The sequence below is a fragment of the Aquaspirillum serpens DSM 68 genome, assembly GCF_000420525.1.
Lineage (GTDB): Bacteria > Pseudomonadota > Gammaproteobacteria > Burkholderiales > Aquaspirillaceae > Aquaspirillum > Aquaspirillum serpens.
The window spans coordinates 41,925-61,649 of record NZ_ATVC01000001.1; the positions used below are offsets into that span (position 1 = coordinate 41,925).

25 protein-coding genes are annotated in these 19,725 nt (G+C 49.8%); 18 read left to right on the forward strand and 7 right to left on the reverse strand.

The features are described from left to right. Positions 1–120: 120 nt before the first annotated feature. Both G465_RS0100170 and G465_RS0100175 read right to left on the reverse strand, forming a co-directional pair. The gene (locus G465_RS0100170) at positions 121–1,254 is read right to left on the reverse strand and encodes a hypothetical protein (protein ID WP_022652458.1); all 1,134 of its coding nucleotides are present in this window, start codon (positions 1,252–1,254) and stop codon (positions 121–123) included. A gap of 10 nt (positions 1,255–1,264) precedes the next feature. Then, positions 1,265–1,639 carry a hypothetical protein gene (locus tag G465_RS0100175; RefSeq protein WP_022652459.1) on the reverse strand — a complete coding sequence of 125 codons (375 nt, stop codon included), beginning with the start codon at positions 1,637–1,639 and terminating at the stop codon, positions 1,265–1,267. Positions 1,640–2,028: 389 nt separating this feature from the next. Here G465_RS0100175 and G465_RS14850 point away from each other — a divergent pair, with 389 nt between their 5' ends. Beyond that, complete coding sequence (locus tag G465_RS14850) at positions 2,029–2,724, forward strand: Abi family protein (RefSeq protein WP_155846467.1); 696 nt, start codon at positions 2,029–2,031, stop codon at positions 2,722–2,724. 276 nt (positions 2,725–3,000) lie between these two features. Here G465_RS14850 and tal read toward each other — a convergent pair whose 3' ends face one another. The 3 genes from tal to phoB form a co-directional block, all read right to left on the reverse strand. Next, a complete protein-coding gene (gene tal / locus G465_RS0100185; RefSeq protein WP_022652461.1) occupies positions 3,001–4,071 on the reverse strand; it encodes a transaldolase in 1,071 nt (356 codons plus the stop codon). Between the two features lie 69 nt (positions 4,072–4,140). Further along, positions 4,141–5,487, reverse strand: a complete 1,347-nt coding sequence (gene phoR / locus G465_RS0100190; protein WP_022652462.1) for a phosphate regulon sensor histidine kinase PhoR — start codon at positions 5,485–5,487, stop codon at positions 4,141–4,143. Between the two features lie 4 nt (positions 5,488–5,491). Continuing rightward, positions 5,492–6,181, reverse strand: coding sequence for a phosphate regulon transcriptional regulator PhoB (phoB, locus tag G465_RS0100195; protein ID WP_022652463.1), 690 nt, complete (start codon positions 6,179–6,181; stop codon positions 5,492–5,494). A gap of 137 nt (positions 6,182–6,318) precedes the next feature. Here phoB and G465_RS0100205 point away from each other — a divergent pair, with 137 nt between their 5' ends. Beyond that, positions 6,319–7,527, forward strand: a complete 1,209-nt coding sequence (locus tag G465_RS0100205) for an MFS transporter (protein ID WP_022652465.1) — start codon at positions 6,319–6,321, stop codon at positions 7,525–7,527. A gap of 149 nt (positions 7,528–7,676) precedes the next feature. Here the strand turns inward: G465_RS0100205 and hisC are convergent, their stop codons facing one another. Then, positions 7,677–8,738: a histidinol-phosphate transaminase gene (hisC, locus tag G465_RS0100210; RefSeq protein ID WP_022652466.1), complete on the reverse strand. Its 1,062-nt coding sequence runs from the start codon at positions 8,736–8,738 to the stop codon at positions 7,677–7,679. A gap of 163 nt (positions 8,739–8,901) precedes the next feature. Between hisC and hisB the strand changes: the two genes are divergently transcribed. The 11 genes from hisB (at position 8,902) to G465_RS0100265 (ending at position 14,647) form a co-directional block, all read left to right on the forward strand. Beyond that, a complete protein-coding gene (gene hisB, locus G465_RS0100215; protein WP_022652467.1) occupies positions 8,902–9,495 on the forward strand; it encodes an imidazoleglycerol-phosphate dehydratase HisB in 594 nt (197 codons plus the stop codon). Next, positions 9,492–10,133: an imidazole glycerol phosphate synthase subunit HisH gene (gene hisH / locus G465_RS0100220; protein WP_022652468.1), complete on the forward strand. Its 642-nt coding sequence runs from the start codon at positions 9,492–9,494 to the stop codon at positions 10,131–10,133. Before hisB ends, hisH begins: the two co-directional genes overlap by 4 nt. A gap of 61 nt (positions 10,134–10,194) precedes the next feature. Continuing rightward, entirely contained in the window at positions 10,195–10,938 is a 744-nt protein-coding gene (gene hisA, locus G465_RS0100225) for a 1-(5-phosphoribosyl)-5-[(5-phosphoribosylamino)methylideneamino]imidazole-4-carboxamide isomerase (RefSeq protein ID WP_022652469.1), read from the forward strand. A 50-nt stretch (positions 10,939–10,988) separates the two neighbouring features. After that, the gene (hisF, locus tag G465_RS0100230; RefSeq protein ID WP_022652470.1) at positions 10,989–11,753 is read left to right on the forward strand and encodes an imidazole glycerol phosphate synthase subunit HisF; all 765 of its coding nucleotides are present in this window, start codon (positions 10,989–10,991) and stop codon (positions 11,751–11,753) included. Next, the gene (gene hisI / locus G465_RS0100235; protein ID WP_027405034.1) at positions 11,750–12,148 is read left to right on the forward strand and encodes a phosphoribosyl-AMP cyclohydrolase; all 399 of its coding nucleotides are present in this window, start codon (positions 11,750–11,752) and stop codon (positions 12,146–12,148) included. Before hisF ends, hisI begins: the two co-directional genes overlap by 4 nt. A gap of 103 nt (positions 12,149–12,251) precedes the next feature. Continuing rightward, positions 12,252–12,575, forward strand: coding sequence for a phosphoribosyl-ATP diphosphatase (locus tag G465_RS0100240; RefSeq protein WP_027405035.1), 324 nt, complete (start codon positions 12,252–12,254; stop codon positions 12,573–12,575). Between the two features lie 16 nt (positions 12,576–12,591). Continuing rightward, complete coding sequence (locus G465_RS0100245; RefSeq protein WP_022652471.1) at positions 12,592–12,915, forward strand: histidine triad nucleotide-binding protein; 324 nt, start codon at positions 12,592–12,594, stop codon at positions 12,913–12,915. A gap of 21 nt (positions 12,916–12,936) precedes the next feature. Continuing rightward, on the forward strand, positions 12,937–13,173 hold the full coding sequence (tatA, locus tag G465_RS0100250; RefSeq protein WP_022652472.1) for a Sec-independent protein translocase subunit TatA: 237 nt from the start codon (positions 12,937–12,939) through the stop codon (positions 13,171–13,173). Between the two features lie 8 nt (positions 13,174–13,181). Continuing rightward, positions 13,182–13,535, forward strand: coding sequence for a Sec-independent protein translocase protein TatB (gene tatB, locus G465_RS12860; protein ID WP_052165347.1), 354 nt, complete (start codon positions 13,182–13,184; stop codon positions 13,533–13,535). Beyond that, complete coding sequence (tatC, locus tag G465_RS0100260; RefSeq protein WP_027405036.1) at positions 13,532–14,278, forward strand: twin-arginine translocase subunit TatC; 747 nt, start codon at positions 13,532–13,534, stop codon at positions 14,276–14,278. The genes tatB and tatC overlap by 4 nt, the downstream gene beginning before the upstream one ends. A 3-nt stretch (positions 14,279–14,281) precedes the next feature. Further along, a complete protein-coding gene (locus G465_RS0100265) occupies positions 14,282–14,647 on the forward strand; it encodes a DUF2069 domain-containing protein (protein WP_022652474.1) in 366 nt (121 codons plus the stop codon). Between the two features lie 88 nt (positions 14,648–14,735). Here the strand turns inward: G465_RS0100265 and G465_RS0100270 are convergent, their stop codons facing one another. Then, positions 14,736–15,326, reverse strand: coding sequence for a phasin family protein (locus G465_RS0100270; RefSeq protein WP_022652475.1), 591 nt, complete (start codon positions 15,324–15,326; stop codon positions 14,736–14,738). 269 nt (positions 15,327–15,595) lie between these two features. Between G465_RS0100270 and minC the strand changes: the two genes are divergently transcribed. From minC to G465_RS14855, 5 genes are read left to right on the forward strand one after another with little or no spacing between them, the layout of a single operon-like run. After that, complete coding sequence (gene minC, locus G465_RS0100275) at positions 15,596–16,519, forward strand: septum site-determining protein MinC (protein ID WP_022652476.1); 924 nt, start codon at positions 15,596–15,598, stop codon at positions 16,517–16,519. A gap of 28 nt (positions 16,520–16,547) precedes the next feature. After that, positions 16,548–17,357 carry a septum site-determining protein MinD gene (minD, locus tag G465_RS0100280; protein WP_022652477.1) on the forward strand — a complete coding sequence of 270 codons (810 nt, stop codon included), beginning with the start codon at positions 16,548–16,550 and terminating at the stop codon, positions 17,355–17,357. A 7-nt stretch (positions 17,358–17,364) separates the two neighbouring features. Beyond that, positions 17,365–17,646, forward strand: coding sequence for a cell division topological specificity factor MinE (gene minE, locus G465_RS0100285; protein WP_022652478.1), 282 nt, complete (start codon positions 17,365–17,367; stop codon positions 17,644–17,646). A 3-nt stretch (positions 17,647–17,649) separates the two neighbouring features. Continuing rightward, positions 17,650–18,588 carry a LysR substrate-binding domain-containing protein gene (locus G465_RS0100290; protein WP_022652479.1) on the forward strand — a complete coding sequence of 313 codons (939 nt, stop codon included), beginning with the start codon at positions 17,650–17,652 and terminating at the stop codon, positions 18,586–18,588. Between the two features lie 15 nt (positions 18,589–18,603). Further along, positions 18,604–19,713: a peptidylprolyl isomerase gene (locus tag G465_RS14855; RefSeq protein ID WP_022652480.1), complete on the forward strand. Its 1,110-nt coding sequence runs from the start codon at positions 18,604–18,606 to the stop codon at positions 19,711–19,713. Positions 19,714–19,725 lie beyond the last annotated feature (12 nt).

Consider the following 19,725-nt stretch of genomic DNA (forward strand, 5'->3'; position numbering starts at 1 on the left):
ACAGACCAACAGATAAGGTCGCGCATTGTACCCCGTATGTCAGGATTAGGGCAGGTTGAGACGAACTGGCACTAGGTTACCACACATACACCAATTAGATTAAATGGATTTATTTTATGATTATAAAATAATAGATACTTCGATGTTGCCGTTACCCAAAGTTTCACGGCCACTTACCGTGACACGCTTGTCGGTATTAAAAGCCAATAGCACTTCGTCAATGAGCTCAGGAGGAAAAGAGCAGAAATGTTCACTGCCATCATCTGTGCCACGCAATGTGAACGTGAAATTGTCTTTGTCCACCTCAGGAATCAGGCCAGAAATTTGGCAAATCCGTTCTTGGGTCGAGCGAGCGTTTCTAAGCGCATTGCTGACACGTTTCGATGACTCACGGGTTAGGGGGTAGCGTTTATGAGCGTTCTTGAAAATACGTCCACGTAATTCAACCGACTCAACAATACCAGTTTGTCTTGGAACCAGCTTCTCAAGGGCTTCTAGGAGTTCAAGATCAATTTCGCTGGTGTCAGCAGAATCTAATGTTGTTTTGAGTGCCCATTCAATCGCCTGCTGTAGCTGGTTGCCAATTTCTTCGAATGCCTCACTGAGATCATCAGCAGAGCCACCATCAGGCAACTTGAGCTGCTTGAGATCTGGAAGTTTAAATGCGACCTCAAAGCTGTTGTAAGCAAACCCCTGTGCCGGTAAGTCATAGAATTGTCGAATGAAGTTGGCCTTCCGACCTTGCGGGCGACCTTTCTCAAACACTCGGCTGGCGATTTTCTTAAGCGCAGTCGTTGCACCGTCAATGACTTGGCGGATCACACTGGCCGGAACATTGCCTTCTGACAATCCTTCACCGATTGCTCGCAAAGCAAAAACGGGCTCCAAGTGAGACCAGAGCATAACGCCAGACTTTGGCAGAACATCAGCTGGAACGTCAGCCAAGGTACAGCGCCAGCTTTTTTGAGGTATTCCGTTGAAGGAGATATCTACCACCCAAATCCAGGGCTGATTCAATGCATCCCAAACAGATAAAATGCCACTCTTTAGGCGTTCGACGATCTGCGCATTCGTTGGCACAACAATGAATCGTGAAATTCCATCATCCTCTTCAGCGAGGAAGTAGAGCAACGTCCCAAATAAGCTGGTCGCCGTGAAAATTCTGGGGCCATCGAATTCATACAGAATTTCATTAAGTTGAACACCAACGAAAGGTTCGATGCCAAACTCAGGTGCATTAATTTGCCAGTCCATATTCAGTACCTCAGGGGCTCACGGCCAGAGAAAATGGTTCGGCACGGTCAACACCCTCGTAGGGCCACCAAGTGGTATGAGTGGGATGCCGATTACTCGGCGTCAGCTTGAGAACACCATGGCATGGCTGCAGTTGACCGCGCATCACATATTGGCCCAATTTCGGAAAGAGCTGGGTCAGGTGTTCGGCATCATCCAATGTACGAAAAAGAGACAAACCAACTCGCAGGCACTGTGGGCCAGTCGATTTTTTGCCCAGTTCCTCATGCGACATGAAATCTTCTGCAGTGGGAGGATAGCTTTTCGCAACACGAAACAATTGACCATCAGCCGCTTCAGCATCGTCTGGAGGACATCCCTGTGGCCATGAAGAAGGAAAGTTCATGGTGTTTCTCTTGGCAAAATAAATAATTCAAAATTTTAAATCGCCTCATTCTGAGTGTCACGCCTAAAGTTTGAGTGTCACGCCTAAAGTTGCTGCCAAGTTAACCTCCGACCCCAGCACCACCAGAATTTGCCACCAGCTGTTTACGAACAGAACACGGCAAACAAACAATCTATCTCTCTGTCCGAAAAAATTTGACTATTACAGATATCCACGCCATGAACGGCGAGGTTTTACGACGCGTGGGATAAAAATACCCTTTAGAAAAAAGTTTGCCCCCGGGGGCATGCTTTCGCAGAGGTCACACCGGGGGCTTGCTTTGACACAATCCTATCTTATCCCTCTTTTTTGAGCAAGTACGAGCAAAAACAACAAGTGGAGAATACTGGGTGACGAATACAAAGCTACCGATGCTAGATGCGGCTAGTCTGTCTAAGGCAGAAGATACTCTCACCAGATCCCGCTTGGGTAAGTACCTGCGAGTAACAAGAAACAACTTACAGCAGGCTCTACGCCTTTATGTATTGAATGCTAAAGTAAGTGCGGCGGTAATGACCGACCTGCACTATATCGAGATTGCCATGCGCAACAGGTTTGATCGCGAGTTGACAAACCAATACGGCATTAGTTGGTTCAACAACACTCAATTCTTGAACCTATTGAATGAGATGACGCGCCGTATTCTGTTGAAAGCACAGAGAAATGCCGAGAAGCACTGGCCTAAGGGGATACCACTGCCGCCTGGCAAAATCATCGCAGAGTTAACCTTTGGATTCTGGTTGAGACTTACCGACTCGAAGCTAGAACATACGCTTTGGGTTCCTTGTTTGCATAAGGCTTTTAGCCCAAATAAGGCTCCAAAACGGGCAACATTCAATCAACAGTTGGAAAAGTTACGACAGCTCAGAAATCGCGTTGCCCATCATGAACCAATTTTTCATCTTGATTTACTGGATACCTGTCGGCGAATTCACGACGTAGCAAAACTACTATGCCCTACAACTGCGCGTGTGATGAGACAGACTAGCACCGTCAAACGGCAGGTGATGAAACTGAACAAATATCGCCAGTTGCGCGGAATATAGATTTTTACACGGTAAAAATACGGTAAAACACCGCTTCGCCTTCAAATTGTTTGGTTCAACAACGAACTGCCGTCTCACCCAACTGCATTTCCTTACACACTTGCATCACGCTCAAGCCTTGTTCCTTCGCCATCTGTAGCTTGAAATTCGTGTCAAATACCTTGTGTCATTACTATTCATCTAAGCACCGTCCACGGACATTAGACCATTACACATAGACACAAAAAGGGCGAACACATCGGTTCGCCCTTTAGATACCTTAATTCGCAGAATGGCCTATTCCACTGCCGTCAACGCCAATAAAGCAGCGAAAGCGTGTTCAAATAAAACGAGGCCTTCTTGTTGTAGGATTTCGCCTTCTTGATCGAGGTCGATACCAAGTGCAGCGAGGGCGGCGAGTTGTTGTTGGCTGCCGCTACGGTCACTGTCGAGGGTGGCGGCGGCTTGGCCGTGGTCACGGAACGCCAACAAAGTGGCATCCGGCACCGTGTTAATGGTTTCAGCACCAATCAACTGCTCCACATATAACACATCAGAATAAGCCGGATTTTTCGTGCCAGTGCTGGCCCATAACAGATATTGCGGACGCGCCCCTTGCGCTTTCAATGCCGCAAATTCCATTCCATGAAAACGCTCACGATAACGCTGATATACCGAGCGCGCTAAGGCCAGCGCAGTTTTACCCTGTAATTCAGCCGGTAGGCGAGGGTCGAGACGGCTATCAATACGGGATAAGAAGAAACTGGCCACCGCTTTGACTTGATGCAAGGCATGACCGTCTTGCTCACGCTCATTTAACCCTTGCACATACGCATCCCATGTTGCTTCAACTTGTGCGGCCGAGAACAATAAGGTGATGTTGACATTGATACCTTCGCGGATTAAATGCCGCAGGGCAGCAATACCAGCAGCAGTAGCAGGAATTTTAATCATGGCATTTGGCCGCTCAATCGCCTGCCACAAGCGGCGGGCAGCAGCCAATGTACCTTCGACATCATGGGCTAAAGCCGGTGACACTTCGAGGCTGACATAGCCCTCTTCCCCGTGTGTTTCGCGATAGCGAGGCAACAAAATATCGCAAGTCGCTTGAATATCTGGCAAGACCAATGCTTCATAACGCGCTTCTGCTGACAAATTAGGGTCGGCTTTCAACGCAGCTAAATCATTTTGATAAAGGGCATCGTTGGCAATTGCCTTGTGAAAAATAGCAGGGTTGGAAGTGACCCCCGCAATTCCATCTTGTTCAATCCACTGTTTTAATGCACCCGACTGCCACAACTCGCGCGATAAATTATCGAGCCAAATCCCTTGTCCAAATGCACGGACTGCTTGTAAGCGAGAGTTCACAATAGCTACTCCATCGATTTTTTGTTTTGTTGTATCCAGCCCACATCCTAGCGCGGCTGGGCCATTGCCTCAATGCTCACTGTCTTCAACAGAGATTAGACGATCGCTTGGGAATACCACACTGAATGTGCTGCCGCGCTCTAATTCACTGTCCACTTCTAACCGCGCATGGTGCCGCGCCAATACATGTTTCACGATGGCAAGACCAAGGCCAGTGCCACCGGTACCACGCGAACGACCACGATCGACACGATAAAAACGCTCGGTTAAGCGCGGGATATGTTCACGCGCCACACCAATGCCGGTATCGGTCACACTGAAAACGGCCCGTTCATGATCGGTACCTTTGCCAGCGATGCGCCAGCGCAAGGTAATCGTGCCGCCCTCGGGGGTATAGCGCACGGCATTGGAAACCAAATTGCCAAATGCACTATGCAATTCCGATGTCTCGCCAGAGAGATTTATTGGCGCTACTTCAGCCAGTACCACCTGATGCCGGCCTTGTGATAGCCCTTCGGCTTCGATCAGCAACGTACGCAGCATATCTTCCATTTCCACCACATCATGCGCCGATGAAATCGGGTTGCTTTCTAAGCGTGATAGCGTCAGCAAGTCTTCCACCAAATTTTGCATACGTTTTGCCTGCTCCATCATCATCGGCAAAAATTGACGCAAGGTCTGGCTATCGACATCAGGCATATCAGACAGGGTTTCTAAGAACCCACCTACCACTGTCAGTGGGGTACGCAATTCGTGGGAAACATTGGCGACAAAATCGCGGTGAACGGTTTGCACCCGCTCTAATTGAGTAATGTCTCTTGATAACAGCAATTTACGGGTGGAATCGAAGGGAACTAACTGCACGGACAACACCAACTCACCACCTGAACGCATTTGACGCAGGATTTGTGGTTGGCTGTATTGCTGTTCGGTGAGATAAGCATGAAAGCCCGGTTGTCGAACAAGATTGGCAATTTGTGAACCAATATCCTGTGAACCAATATCCTGTTTGCGATTGAGTGAGAAATGTTCGACCGCCATCGGATTAAACCATTCGATCCGATCCAGTTCATCCAGCACCACCACGCCATCGGGCATCGCCTCACCCGCATTGATAAAGCGCTCTAATACATTAGCCAGTTTTTTTTGCGACAAGCTCTGTTGCCGGCTTTGGCGATATAACAACGAGAAAACTTGATCCCAATTTCCATAACCATCGGGAATTTTGTCCGGCTGAGGGTCATGTAGCCACTGCAACAACGCCCGTAGATGCCACAAATGGAACAATAGCCATAACAGTAAGCCCGTGCTCAGCACCACTAACCCATATTCGTTCTCGGTGGCCCACGCAACAATGATGGAAACTGCGGCGAGGAGGGAAAATCCTTTGAGACATCGCCAAAAAAATGCGTTCACGCCGCTACACCTGTGGAGAAAAACGATAGCCAGTGCCGCGCACAGTCTGGATTAAAGCAGCATGACCGGACGGCTCCAATGCACAACGCAGGCGGCGGATATGAACATCCACCGTTCTTTCTTCCACGAACACATGGTCACCCCAGACTTGATCTAATAGCTGGGTTCGCGAATGCACGCGCTCGGGATGGGTCATAAAGAAATGCAATAAGCGGAATTCAGTCGGGCCCAACTCAACCGGTTGGTCGTGTGCGGAAACGCGATGGGTGGCAGGGTCAAGCCGCAAGCCCAACACTTCGACTGCATCATCCGTCATTTGTGGCGCACGGCGGCGCAACACCGCTTTAATCCGTGCTTGCAGCTCACGCGGGCTAAAAGGTTTGGTGATGTAGTCATCCGCACCCGTTTCGAGGCCAATCACCTTGTCTTGTTCTTCGGAACGGGCGGTTAACATAATGATCGGAATGCCGCGTGTGCGTTCATCTGCACGCAATTTCTTGGCAAATTCAATCCCAGACGCCCCCGGTAACATCCAGTCTAATAACACCAAATCGGGCAAAGCATTCCGCACCAATGTCCACGCATTTTCAGCCGAAGCAGCGCGTAAGACATGATGTCCAGCTTGAACCAAATTAAAGGCAATCAGCTCTTGAATAGCAGGCTCGTCTTCAACAAGCAGGATGTTAGCAGGCATGAACAGCGTCCTTGGCAATGAAAATATTGTGGCAAGCATAAAAACGCTTCGTTACAAAAAGATGAAAAGTCTGGTGCCGATTTTTTTTACTTTCCAAAAAGAAGTAATATGAAGCACTTTGATTCGAGTTATTTAGCATGCAATCTCCTACCGATCCCCGCGTCATTAAGCGCATCTTGCTCTTCAGTGGTCTTATCGTGACCCTCTCAATGGGGATTCGCCACTCATTTGGTTTATACCTATCACCCATGACCCTCGACCTTGGTTGGGGGCGTGAACAATTTGCCTTTGCCATCGCGCTGCAAAATCTATTGTGGGGTGCGGCACAACCCTTTACCGGCATGATCGCCGATGTGTGGGGCGCACGGCGGGTGTTAATTGTTGGGGCACTGCTGTATTTAGTGGGTTTAGTGCTGATGGCTGGTGCTGCTACCCCGCTAGGGTTTGATGTTGGGGCGGGGCTGTTGGTCGGTTTGGGGCTGTCAGGGACGACTTATAGCGTGGTGTTTGGCGTGATTGGTCGCGTAGTACCCGCAGAAGGACGCAGCAAGGCGTTGGGTTTAGTCAGTGCCGCCGGTTCAATTGGACAGTTTTTAATGTTGCCGCTGGCACAAAGCCTAATTTCACAACTGGGCTGGAGTTTGGCCTTGTTGTGTAGTGCTTTGCTGATTGCCTTGATTCTGCCTGCATCACGGCCTTTGGTCGCCCCCAGCCCACCCAAACATATCAGCCATTCAGGACAAGGCTTACGTCAAGCCCTGCAACAGGCATTTAGCAATCCCAGTTTCTTACTGTTGGGGTTCAGTTATTTTGTCTGTGGCTTTCAGGTGACGTTTATCGGTACCCATTTACCGGCCTATCTGGCCGATGCCGGCCAATCGGCAGAGTTGGGCACGCTGTGTCTGGCGTTAATTGGCTTATTTAATATTGCCGGTACCTATTTATTTGGGCAATGGGGGGGCGTGCATAGCAAAAAACATCTGTTGGCAGTGATTTACTTTGGCCGTGTGCTATTGGTGGCATGGTTTATCAACACCCCTTTGTCACCCGCCAGCGCCATGTTCTTTGCCGGAGCGATGGGGTTTTTATGGTTAGCCACCGTTCCACTCACCAATGGGCTGATTGCACAAATTTTTGGGGTGCAATATATGGCAACACTGGGCGGGATTGTGTTTTGTGCCCATCAAGTAGGCAGTTTTATTGGCGTGTGGATGGGTGGCCGTGTGTTTGACACCACCGGCAGCTATGATTGGATTTGGTACGGCTCGATGGCGCTGGGTGTTACGGCAGCAGCATTGTGTCTTCCGATTAAACAACATTCCCTCACACCGGCTCACCCGATATGAAATCATGGCTCTGGTATTGGGTATTGATAGTGATATTAGCACTGGCCTTTATCGCCTACCTTCAACCCAGTTTTATCCTTGAATATGGACAAAGTATGTTGTGTTAACACCCAGCCACTGTACCGCCCCGAGCTGGGGCGGTGTGTCGCTTATTTTGCTAACAACTGTTTTAACACTGCACATAGTGTGGCGATTTCTTGCTCGGTACCAATCGAGATACGCAAGAATTGGTCAATACGTGGTGCATTAAAGTGGCGAACAATAATGGCATGTTGGCGCAGCTGTGCGGCCAATGTCGCTGCATCGTGTTGGGGATGACGAGCAAACACAAAATTCGCCAACGACGGCAATACCTCAAACCCCAATGCAGTGAGTTCTGCCGTCAATGCCTCGCGTGTAGCGATGACTGCCGCGCAGGTTTGTTGAAAATAGGCCTCGTCTTCCAACGCTGCACTTGCACCTGCCAACGCTAAACGGTCAAGAGGATAGGAGTTAAAACTGTTTTTCACTCGCTCTAAGCCAGCAATCAAATCTGGATGACCGACAGCAAAGCCCACACGCAACCCCGCCAACGAACGCGATTTTGATAAGGTTTGGGTGACCAATAAATTTGGATACCGCGACACCAATGCAATCGCTGTCTCACCGCCAAAATCGACATAAGCCTCATCCACCACAATCACCGATTGTGGATGGGCTTGTAATAATTGCTCAATCTCAGCCAAGGGCAAATACCGTCCCGTTGGCGCATTGGGATTGGGGAAAATAATTGCCCCGTTTTCTTGCTGATAATCGGCTACCTGAATTGCAAATTGCTCATCCAATGGCACCAAACGGTAGTCAATCCCATACAAACCACAGTAAACCGGATAAAAACTGTAGGTAATGTCAGGAAAGAGCAACGGCTTATCCTGTTTCAACAGTGCCATGAAAACATGCGCCAACACTTCATCTGAACTGTTGCCGACAAAAACATGTTGTCGTGTCAAACCATGCCGCGCCGCGACTGCATCTTTCAGCACATCGCCATTCGGATCGGGATAGAGGCGCAGGCTGTCATCTGTCGCTGCGCGAATAGCGGCTAAGGCCTTGGGCGATGGGCCATAGGGGTTCTCATTGGTATTGAGTTTGATGAGGTTGTGTAATTTTGGCTGTTCACCAGGGGTATAGGGTTTTAGGCTGTGAACCACAGCACTCCAATATTGACTCATGGGCTGAACTTTCTTAACAACGGCCACAGTTTTTGCGAAAAATCAGCAAAAGCGGCGCAGGATAACGATACAAGGTGCATACTTGGCAAACAGGAATGGTATCATGCAGGCAACAGGTGTTTGTGCCTGCTCGAGAACCTTTTATCCCTAAGATGAAATCGCCATGCGGCAAGCCGAAATCACACGAAATACACTCGAAACGCAAATCACTGTTCGCATCAATTTAGATGGGACAGGCTGTTCTCATTTCGAGACGGGCGTTCCTTTTCTTGATCACATGATGGATCAAATTAGCCGTCACGGTTTGATTGATCTCGATATTGTGGCCAAGGGTGACTTGCATATTGATGCCCACCACACGGTGGAAGACATTGGTATCACCTTAGGGCAAGCCTTTGCGAAAGCCATTGGTGATAAAAAAGGCATTCGCCGCTATGGCCACGCCTATGTCCCCCTCGATGAGGCCTTATCACGGGTGGTGATTGATCTGTCTGGTCGTCCAGGTTTGACTTACAACCTTCCCTTTACCCGCGCTAGCATCGGTCAGTTCGACGTCGATTTGTTTAGCGAGTTCTTTCATGGTTTCGTCAATCACAGCATGGTAACCCTGCATATTGACAATCTGCGCGGTGAAAACAGCCATCATCAAGCCGAAACTGTCTTCAAAGCCTTTGGTCGCGCTTTACGCATGGCCTGTGAGTACGACGACCGGATGGTAGGCATCACGCCTTCCACCAAAGGGACGCTAACGGCATGAAAGTCGCAATCATAGACTATGGCATGGGTAATCTACACTCGGTGCTGAAATCAGTCGAAGCGGTCAATCACTCGGGGGCTGAGGTCTTTCTCACCCGCGATCCTGAAGCAGTGGTTGCTGCCGACAAGGTCATTTTCCCCGGTCAAGGGGCGATGCCAGACTGTATGCGTGAATTGCGCAGTTATGGCCTTGCCGAAGCCGTGTTAGAAACCACGCGCACCAAACCTTTCTTTGGTATTTGTGTTGGCGCTCAGTTGCTGCTCGACCACAGCGAAGAAGGCGATACCGCCGGTTTAGGTGTTTTTGCGGGTGATGTGGTACGGTTTGCCAGTGGCTTGGTAGATGCACATGGTCAACGCTTGAAAGTCCCACACATGGGTTGGAATCGGGTCTATCAAAACCGTGCCCACCCCTTGTTTGCGGGTATTGCTGATGGCGAGCGTTTTTACTTCGTACACAGCTATTACTTTCAACCACAAGATGCGGCATTGACGCTGGCGGAAAGTGAATACCCGCAGCGTTTTTCGTGCATCATCGGGCGGGAAAATGTGTTTGCAACACAGTTTCACACCGAAAAAAGCCACCATGCAGGCTTAAAAATGATGGAAAACTTTTTGGCTTGGGATGGCGTTGCGTAATGCAGGCGAACTCCCGTTTGTAATCAATCTTCTCTGTTAACCCGATACCCTACAACGCATCATGCTACTCATCCCTGCGATCGATTTGAAAGACGGCCAATGCGTGCGCTTGCGCCAAGGCGAAATGAACGATGCCACTATTTTCTCGGATGATCCGGTCAAAGTTGCCATTCATTGGCGTGACCAAGGCGCTCGCCGCCTGCATCTGGTAGATCTGAATGGCGCGTTTGCTGGCAAACCCAAAAACTTCTCGGTGATCCGAGATATTCTGGGCGAGGTAGGCGACGATATGCCCGTCCAGTTGGGCGGCGGTATCCGCGATTTGGATACCATTGACCGCTATCTCGACCTCGGTCTGAAATATGTGATCATTGGCACCGCCGCAGTGAAAAACCCAGGCTTTTTACACGATGCCTGTGATGCCTTCCCCGGCCAAGTCATTGTTGGCTTGGATGCCAAAGATGGCATGGTTGCCACCGACGGTTGGGCAAAAGTCACCCAGCACAATGTGATCGATATGGCGCGCCGCTTCCAAGATTATGGCGTGGTGTCGGTGATTTATACCGACATTGGCCGCGATGGCATGTTGTCGGGCGTCAATATCGAAGCCACGGTCAAACTGGCACAAGCCTTGACCATTCCGGTGATTGCCTCTGGCGGCCTAACCAACCTCGATGATGTCAAAGCCTTGTGTGCAGTCGAAAGCGAAGGCATCGAAGGGGCGATTACAGGGCGTGCTATTTATGAAGGCACCATCGATTTCCAAGCCGCCCAAACCCTTGCCGACGAACTGTCTGACGCTTAATTTTGTTTATGTGGGCAACGTCCAAGCGTTGCCCCGTTAAAGAAATCGCCATGCTTGCTAAACGCATCATCCCCTGCCTTGACGTCACTGCTGGTCGTGTGGTCAAAGGTGTGAATTTCTTAGGCCTGCGTGATGCCGGTGATCCGGTGGAAATTGCCCGTCGTTATGATGAGCAAGGCGCAGATGAACTGACTTTTCTCGATATCACTGCCTCTAGCGACGCGCGCGATATTATTTTGCACATCATCGAAGCCGTTGCTTCACAGGTATTTATTCCCCTTACCGTTGGCGGTGGCGTGCGCGAAGTGGCGGATGTCCGCCGCTTGCTCAATGCCGGCGCCGACAAAGTCAGTATCAACACCTCCGCTGTCCTCAATCCTCAGTTAGTAAAAGATGCCGCCGACCGCTTTGGCTCACAAGCGATTGTGGTGGCGATCGATGCCAAAGCCGTGTCGCCAGACAACGACCGCTGGGAAGTGTTTACTCACGGTGGCCGTAAGGCAACCGGACTCGATGCAGTGGAATGGGCACAAAAAATGCAGGCTCTCGGGGCTGGCGAGATTTTATTGACCAGCATGGACCGCGATGGCACCAAAATTGGTTTTAACCTGCCATTAACCCGTGCAGTCAGCGATGCAGTTGATATTCCTGTGATTGCTTCCGGTGGCGTGGGTAATGTGCAACATCTGGTCGATGGCGTGTTACATGGTCATGCGGATGCGGTGTTAGCAGCCAGTATTTTCCACTTCGGTGAACACACCGTGGAAGAAGCCAAACGCGCCATGCAACAAGCCGGTATCGAGGTGCGTTTATGAGTACATGGCTAGATGAAATTCGCTGGGATAACCAAGGCTTAGTCCCAGTCATTGCCCAAGACGCGAATAGTCAACGTATTTTGATGTTTGCCTATGCCAACCGTGAAGCGGTGGCGTTAACAGCAGAAAAAGGCACCGCCCACTATTGGACCCGCAGCCGGCAAAAACTGTGGCACAAGGGCGAAGAATCGGGCCATTTTCAACATGTGCGCGAGATTCGTTTAGATTGTGATGGCGATGTGATCATTTATTCGATAGACCAAGAAGGCGGCATTGCCTGCCATACTGGGCGCGAAAGCTGTTTCTTCCGTGTATTGCGTGATGGTGTTTGGGAAATCACTGATGAAGTGAAAAAAGACCCTAGCCAAATTTATGCTCATGGTCACGGCCACTAATACGCCTTTTCACGCCGCTTTCACCTCAAGGGTGTAAGTTCAAGTGTGATGCCGACTGAACTTGTCTGTTATTGTTTTGTCCCTTAGAAATTGGAGAGTTAGCATGATTCACGCTGAAGTGCTGTATCACATCGCCGACACCTTAGAAACCCGCAAGGGGGCTGATCCAGCCTCGTCTTATGTGTCGAGTCTGTTGCATCAAGGGCAAGACACCATCTTGAAAAAAGTGGCAGAAGAAGCGGCAGAAACGCTGATGGCCTCGAAAGACGGTGACCGCTTGCATTTGGTACGCGAGGTGGCCGATTTGTGGTTCCACACCATGGTTCTGTTAACTCACCACGGTTTGCGCCCAGAGCATGTGTTAGACGAATTGCATCGCCGTGAGGGGATTTCCGGTCACGACGAAAAAGCATCGCGGCAGCAATAACAAAGAAGGAAATGCGATGAGTGCTTGCCTGTTCTGTAAGATCGCGGCAGGCACGATCCCATCTAAAATCGTGTATGAAGATGAGGACGTGCTGGCCTTTCACGACATCAACCCAATTGCCCCTGTGCATTTTCTCATCATCCCAAAACGACATATCGACTCTTTGGCTCATGCCACGGCAGACGATGAGGCTTTGTTGGGTAAATTATTAGCACTTGCGCCACGTTTGGCGGCTGAACAGGGCTTGAAAAATGGCTTTAAGACAGCCATCAACACCGGACGCGGTGGTGGACAGGAAGTCTTCCATTTACACATTCACGTTTTTGGCCATCCTGGCTAAGTTTTGAAAAGGTAGTCACTCATGGGTTCTTTTAGCATTTGGCACTGGCTGGTGGTGTTGCTGGTAGTGGTGCTGATTTTTGGTACCAAAAAATTGCGTAATATCGGCCAGGACCTAGGCGGCGCAGTCAAAGGCTTCAAAGAGGGAATGAACTCAGAGGAGAACAAAGCAGCAACCGATACCCCTACGGCAAACACCACAGCCAACAAAGAAGGTGGCCGCGTGATTGATGTCGAACCGACTCAAGATAAAAAGTAAGCCTTATCGTGTTTGAGATCAGCTTCGGCGAATTGATTGTGATTGGGATTGTCGCTTTGGTGGTCATTGGCCCCGAGCGACTGCCCAAGGTTGCACGGACAGTGGGGGCGTTAATTGGTCGGGCACAACGCTTTGTGCATTCGGTAAAAACCGATATTCAACGCGAGGTCAATGTCAGCGAGCTAAAACAGCTACAAGCCGATGTGACCGATGCCGCACGACAGTTTGAAGACAGCGTGCGTAAACACAGCGATGACATTAGCCAGCCGTTGCAAGACGTCCGCGATAGCCTACGCACCACCCCATCTCCTAATCACACCGACCCCTCTCCTCCTTCGGTTTCTTCTGACAGTAAAAAATGAGCGATCCCTCGCAACAGCCTCTGATCGCCCACCTCATCGAATTGCGTACCCGTCTGATTCGTGCGCTGCTGGGCATCATTTTGGTTTTTCTTGGTTTATTTCACTGGGCTGGTGATATTTATCGGTTATTGGCATTGCCGATGATGGAAGTTCTACCCGCAGGGGCCCAGATGATTGCAACCGATGTCACCACGCCATTCTTCGTCCCGATGAAGGTCACCATGATGGTGGCGTTCTTGGTTTCGCTACCGCATAGCTTGTATCAAGCTTGGGCTTTTGTTGCACCCGGCTTGTATCAACACGAAAAACGATTGGCTTTGCCGTTAATCGTATCCTCATTTGTGTTGTTTCTCGTCGGCATGGCCTTCGCTTATTTTCTGGTTTTCCCAGTAGTGTTTGGCTTTATGAGCTCGGTGACCCCCGATGGGGTGTCGATGATGACAGATATTGATAAATATCTTTCCTTCGTGCTCGGCATGTTCTTGGCCTTTGGCATCACCTTTGAAGTGCCGGTGGTGGTGATTGTGTTGAGCAAGCTCGGTATTGTCAGCCTAGAACAACTACGCCAAGCGCGGCCTTATGTGATTGTCGGCGCTTTTGTGATTGCCGCCATCGTGACCCCACCGGATGTGTTGTCCCAAATCATGCTCGCGGTGCCGCTGTGGTTGCTATACGAATTCGGTATTATGATGGCGCGTTGGCTCGGTAAACCTTCAACTGCCACGGGTAATGAGGAAAGCTAGGCCATGTCAGAACGACATTTACTATGGCTTGCTGCGGCAAGCCTCATCAGCTTAATTTTGTGGACACTGGCATGGGAGCTGTGGCTTGCACCGCTGCGCCCGGGGGGTTCGTTGTTAGCATTGAAAGCAGTGATTTTATTACTGCCTCTGCGAGGTGTATTAGCCGGTAAACGCTACACCTACCAATGGGCGAGCATGTTTATCTTGTTCTTCTTTGGTGAGGGCGTGATGCGTGCTTGGTCAGATATCGATCCAACTTCGCGTTTAATGGCTTGGGGAGAGATTGTGTGGTGTACAGTGTTTTTTGTTACCGCCATTTATTACGCCAAAGCCACCCGTCACAGCCAACCCCGCCGAACGCTTTCTTAAATACTGTCTCTTTTATACGACAAAAAAGCGCCACCCATAACGGGGGCGCTTTTTTATGATCGTTCACTCGCCAGTGGCAAGTCAGCGATTATTTCTTAGCAGCAGGGGCAGCCTGTTTAGTGGCTTGCGACACCACTTCGCCAGCCGCTTTAGCGGAATTTGCAGCAGCAGCAACACCCGCTTCAGCCAATTCGGTGCTCACTTTTTTCGCAGTTTTTGCCACGCTGTCGTAAGCAGCAGTTGCCGAGGTCAACACGTTTTTGATGGCGTTGATGGCTGGCTCACCGGCTGGATTGGTTTTAGCGATTTTGTCCAAGTTAGCGCACAGTTGTTTGTTGAATTCCAACAGTTGTTCTTCAACAAAAGATTGCACTTCGTTTTGAGTCAACACAGCAGCGTCGTACAGGCTACGTGCGGCGTTCAGCGAGTTATCCACAGCAGGCTGAGCCAAGTTGGTGGAGATTTCTGCCAGTTTTTTCGGGTCTTTGGCTTCGGTCAGCGCTTTAACTGTCTCAACGTTTTGGTCGAGGATTTTTTTGCCCAATTCCATGTTCAGCGAAGCAAAACGCTCAGCGGTGGACAGAACGATGTTCGACAGGCGCATTGCCTTCTCTACATTCGCTTGACCGAGGCTAGCCAGTTGTTCGTGTGCATTTGCGAGAGAGTTAGTGTTCAACATGATGTCTTCCTTTGTGTCTTGAAAAAAAGGCCTGAATAAAAGATCGCAGCTCAGGCAGCTCTATTAAGAGAGGAAAGACTGCCTTTGTTTGACAGCTTCACTCTATGCTGCACTGCAACATGGTTCAAGAATAAACGTTAAAACAGATTTGGTCAAGTTTTTATTGCGTTGCACAAAAGTGGCAAGTCTTTAAATTGTCACGATATTTTTCTTTTTGCAAATCTTCGTTTGAATACAAACGCAAATCGTGTTGAAGAGAGCGCGCAATAATGAGTAAACTGCGACTATTGTTTAATTCAATCGCAGTTCATGCGACCATGTCACCTTATAAATCCCCGTTTGACATCAAGTCTGCCAGTATTGATGCACTTGCGCTGCATCTCTACACGCTAGACCTTGCCCGGCTAGAACAGGCCTTCTCCGTTCGTCTGGCAAAACGTGCGGGTCAACTTCTCCACGAACCCACACTGCTTGATTTGGCCACCCTTGAGGTCAACACCAGTGTGGATGAACTATTAGCCTTGCGTGAATTGACCGCACGCTTTGGCTTACAAGCGATTAGCATCCGCCATCCTGATCCAAGCCTCGCAGATATTGCGGCGGCAGCAGGTTTAGGGTGGATGCCACCGGTGATTGAAAGCACTCGCTTATTAGCAGCGACGGCAGAAGCTATTCCTGATGCCATCGCTACGCCTGCGCCAGAGGCGGACATCCCAGCAACCACGGGGGAAACTGCGGCTGTCGTTGCCGCAACTGAAGAGGAAGTTTCTGTTTCCACAGAGCAGCCAGCAACCGTTATCGAACAGCATCCGATAGCCGCTGCTGAAACAATAGTGGATAAACCCGCTTTACCTACACGGCACAAAACTTTAATCATTGATAAGCCAGTGCGAACTGGCCAACAAATCTATGCTAAAGGTGGTGACCTTATTGTTTTAGCAACCATCAGCGGTGGTGCCGAAGTGATTGCAGATGGCAACATCCATATTTACGCACCGCTACGAGGTCGAGCACTCGCAGGGGCACATGGCGATATGTCAGCACGGATTTTTGTGCATCGCTTTGAGCCAGAACTGATTTCGATTGCTGGCTTCTACCGTACTTTCGATACCGAGCCCCCGGTCAGTCTCAAGGGGCACAGCGTTCAGGTGTATCTGGATGCCGAGCGTTTGGTAATTGCACCATTAACCTGAACCACACCAGTTTGATAAGGATAGTACTGTGGCAAGAATCATTGTGATTACCTCTGGTAAAGGTGGCGTGGGAAAAACCACCACCAGCGCCAGCTTTGCTGCCGGTTTGGCTTTACGTGGCCACAAAACCGTCGTCATCGACTTTGATGTCGGTTTGCGGAACCTTGACTTGATTATGGGCTGTGAACGGCGTGTCGTTTACGACATTATCAACGTCATTAACAATGAATCTTCTTTAAACCAATCACTGATTAAAGATAAGCATTGCGACAATCTTTACATCTTGCCCGCCTCTCAAACACGGGACAAAGATGCGTTAACCCTCGAAGGGGTTGAACGGGTCATCAATGAATTAGCAAAAGACTTTGAATACATTGTTTGTGATTCGCCAGCAGGCATTGAAAAAGGCGCGCTGACTGCACTGTATTTTGCCGATGAGGCGATTGTGGTGACCAACCCAGAAGTCGCCTCTGTGCGTGATTCTGACCGTATCCTCGGCCTGCTCGCTTCCAAGTCACGTCGTGCAATCGAAAATCTCGAACCGATTCGAGAACATCTACTGGTTACGCGCTATGCACCAGAACGGGTAGAAAAAGGTGAGATGCTCTCGGTGAATGATGTGAAAGAAATTCTGCGCATTCCGTTCATTGGTGTGGTTCCAGAATCTCAGGCTGTATTACAGGCCTCTAACTCAGGGACGCCGGTGATCCATGTCAATGGTGCAGATGCTTCTGATGCCTATAAAGACGTCGTCGCCCGTTTCTTAGGTGAAGACCGTCCTCATCGATTCTTAGATGTGCAAAAGGTTGGCCTACTCAAGCGCCTGTTTGGAGGCTAAAACAGCTATGTCCCTGATTGAAAAAATCTTTGGTCGTACCGAACCAAGCCCACCTGTGCGCAGCGTGGGCAGCGCCGCCGTGGCACGTGAACGCTTACAAATTATCTTGGCACACGAACGTGGCGATAATAATGAAGCTGCCCCCGACTATCTCCCCGCTTTACAAGCTGAACTGATGCAGGTGATCTCTAAATATATCCGCATCTCGCAAGAAGACATCAAAGTTCAATTCGAGCGGCAAAACAAATTTGAAGTGCTCGAGGTCAATATCATCTTGCCAGAAAAATAAATCATGACCCTAACCGAGCTGCGCTATATCGTTGCAGTCGCCCGTGAACGCCATTTTGGCCGTGCTGCTACACGTTGTTTTGTCAGTCAGCCCACTCTGTCTATTGCCGTTAAAAAATTTGAAGAAGAACTCGGCATTTCGCTATTTGAGCGTGGCACAGAAATCACCATCACGCCGCAAGGTGAGCCCATTATTCAACAAGCGCAGCTGGTGTTAGAACAGGTTGAACGCCTACGCTTACTTGCCAGCAGCCAACAAAATCAGCTGGCAGGGCCGCTGCGCTTAGGCATTATTTTCACCATCAGCCCCTATCTCTTACCCAGATTGATTCCAGCATTACAACAGACCACGCCAGAAATGCCGCTGTATCTGGAAGAGAATTACACCTCGCGTCTGACAGAGATGCTCAAGCTGGGTGAAATTGATGCAGCGATTGTGGCGGAACCGTTTGAAGAATCGGGTTTAGCCACCCTACCACTGTACGACGAGCCTTTTATTGTCGCCACCCCACGGCAACACCCGTGGGCACAACGCACCCAGATTGCACCGCAAGAGCTGGCACAAGAAAGCATTTTGCTGTTAGCACACGGCAACTGTTTCCGTGATCAAGTTTTGGCCTTATGTGATCGCCACAGCGAACCCTCGCTGCCCCACACGCCCGGATTAGAAAGTTGGCAACATGGTTTACAAGGTAGCTCTTTGACCACTGTTCGCCACATGGTGGCCGGAGGATTGGGGATTACGGTTTTGCCGCTGACGTCGGTACAAAATGGCGATGAGGCTATGCTATCGCTTATCCCGTTTACCCCACCCGCTCCGACTCGGCGCGTGGTATTGGCCTACCGCCGGCAATACCCTCGCCAAAAAGCCATCGCCGCCCTCGCCGAAGCGATTTATCAATGTGGATTAGCAGGTGTTACCATGCTGCCTTCTGTACGCTAACCATCTGATTTTGCTATGAGCACAAAACCACAAGTTCAAATCAATACCAGTTACGGCCCATTCATCATGGAGCTGTACCCAGAACAGGCCCCAAAAACGGTCAACAACTTCCTCAGTTATGTCGACAAAGACTTTTACACGGGCACCATCTTTCATCGGGTGATCAATCAATTTGTGGTGCAAGGCGGGGGGATGAATCAAAAGCTACAATTTAAAACCACCGATGCTGCGATTGAACTGGAAAGCAACACTGGCCTTAGCCATCTGCGTGGCACAGTGGCCATGGCTCGCACCAACGATCCCAACTCCGCCACTTCGCAATTTTTTGTGAATACGGTCGACAACACCAATCTCAATTATCAAAGCAGCACCCAGCCAGGTTATGCCGTCTTTGGTAAAGTCATTGATGGCCTAGATGTCATTGATAAAATCGAAAAAGCCAAAGTCGCCAACGTCACCATCAGCGGCACGCCCTATCAAGACTTTCCTTATCCCTATCTGATTTCGATTTACGGTGCAGAACGCTACGAAGCAGCAGCCAATCCCACGCTAACCAGCCATACCTTAAAAGGCAATGCCTACGGCATCGCAATTGCACAATATAGCGGAGCCCGCACAGATTACGGCGTGAAGTTAACCTCGAACAATACAATCAGCGTTACGAAGCTAGGCGGCAGCTATAGCCCTGAAACAGTGACAAAGGCATCGCGGCTGGAGTTTACTGATGGCAAATTTGCTTATGACTTGAATGGCAATGCAGGGAAAACGGCCTTGCTGATTAACGCTGCTTTTGGCCTTAATGCTTTGCAAGCAAATATTGTGAGCACTGGATTGGATTTATTCGATCAAGGGAAATCGATGCAGAGTGTGGTGGCATTGGCAGTGCAAACCCCATTGTTCCAATCCCTCGCGGGTGGCAGCGACAATGCGTCGTTTGTCAAAGCGGTCTACCGCAATGTCACCGGCAGTTTACCCGATGCAACAACCCAAGCGCTCTATCAGGGTATGCTCGACCGTGGAGAAACCACACAAGGCGATTTGTTAGCGGCAGCAGCAACATTACAAGCCAATGCCAATACGGTTGATTTGGTGGGCTTGGCTAACAGCGGTTTGGCCTATCTTTGAGACTCTCGCCCC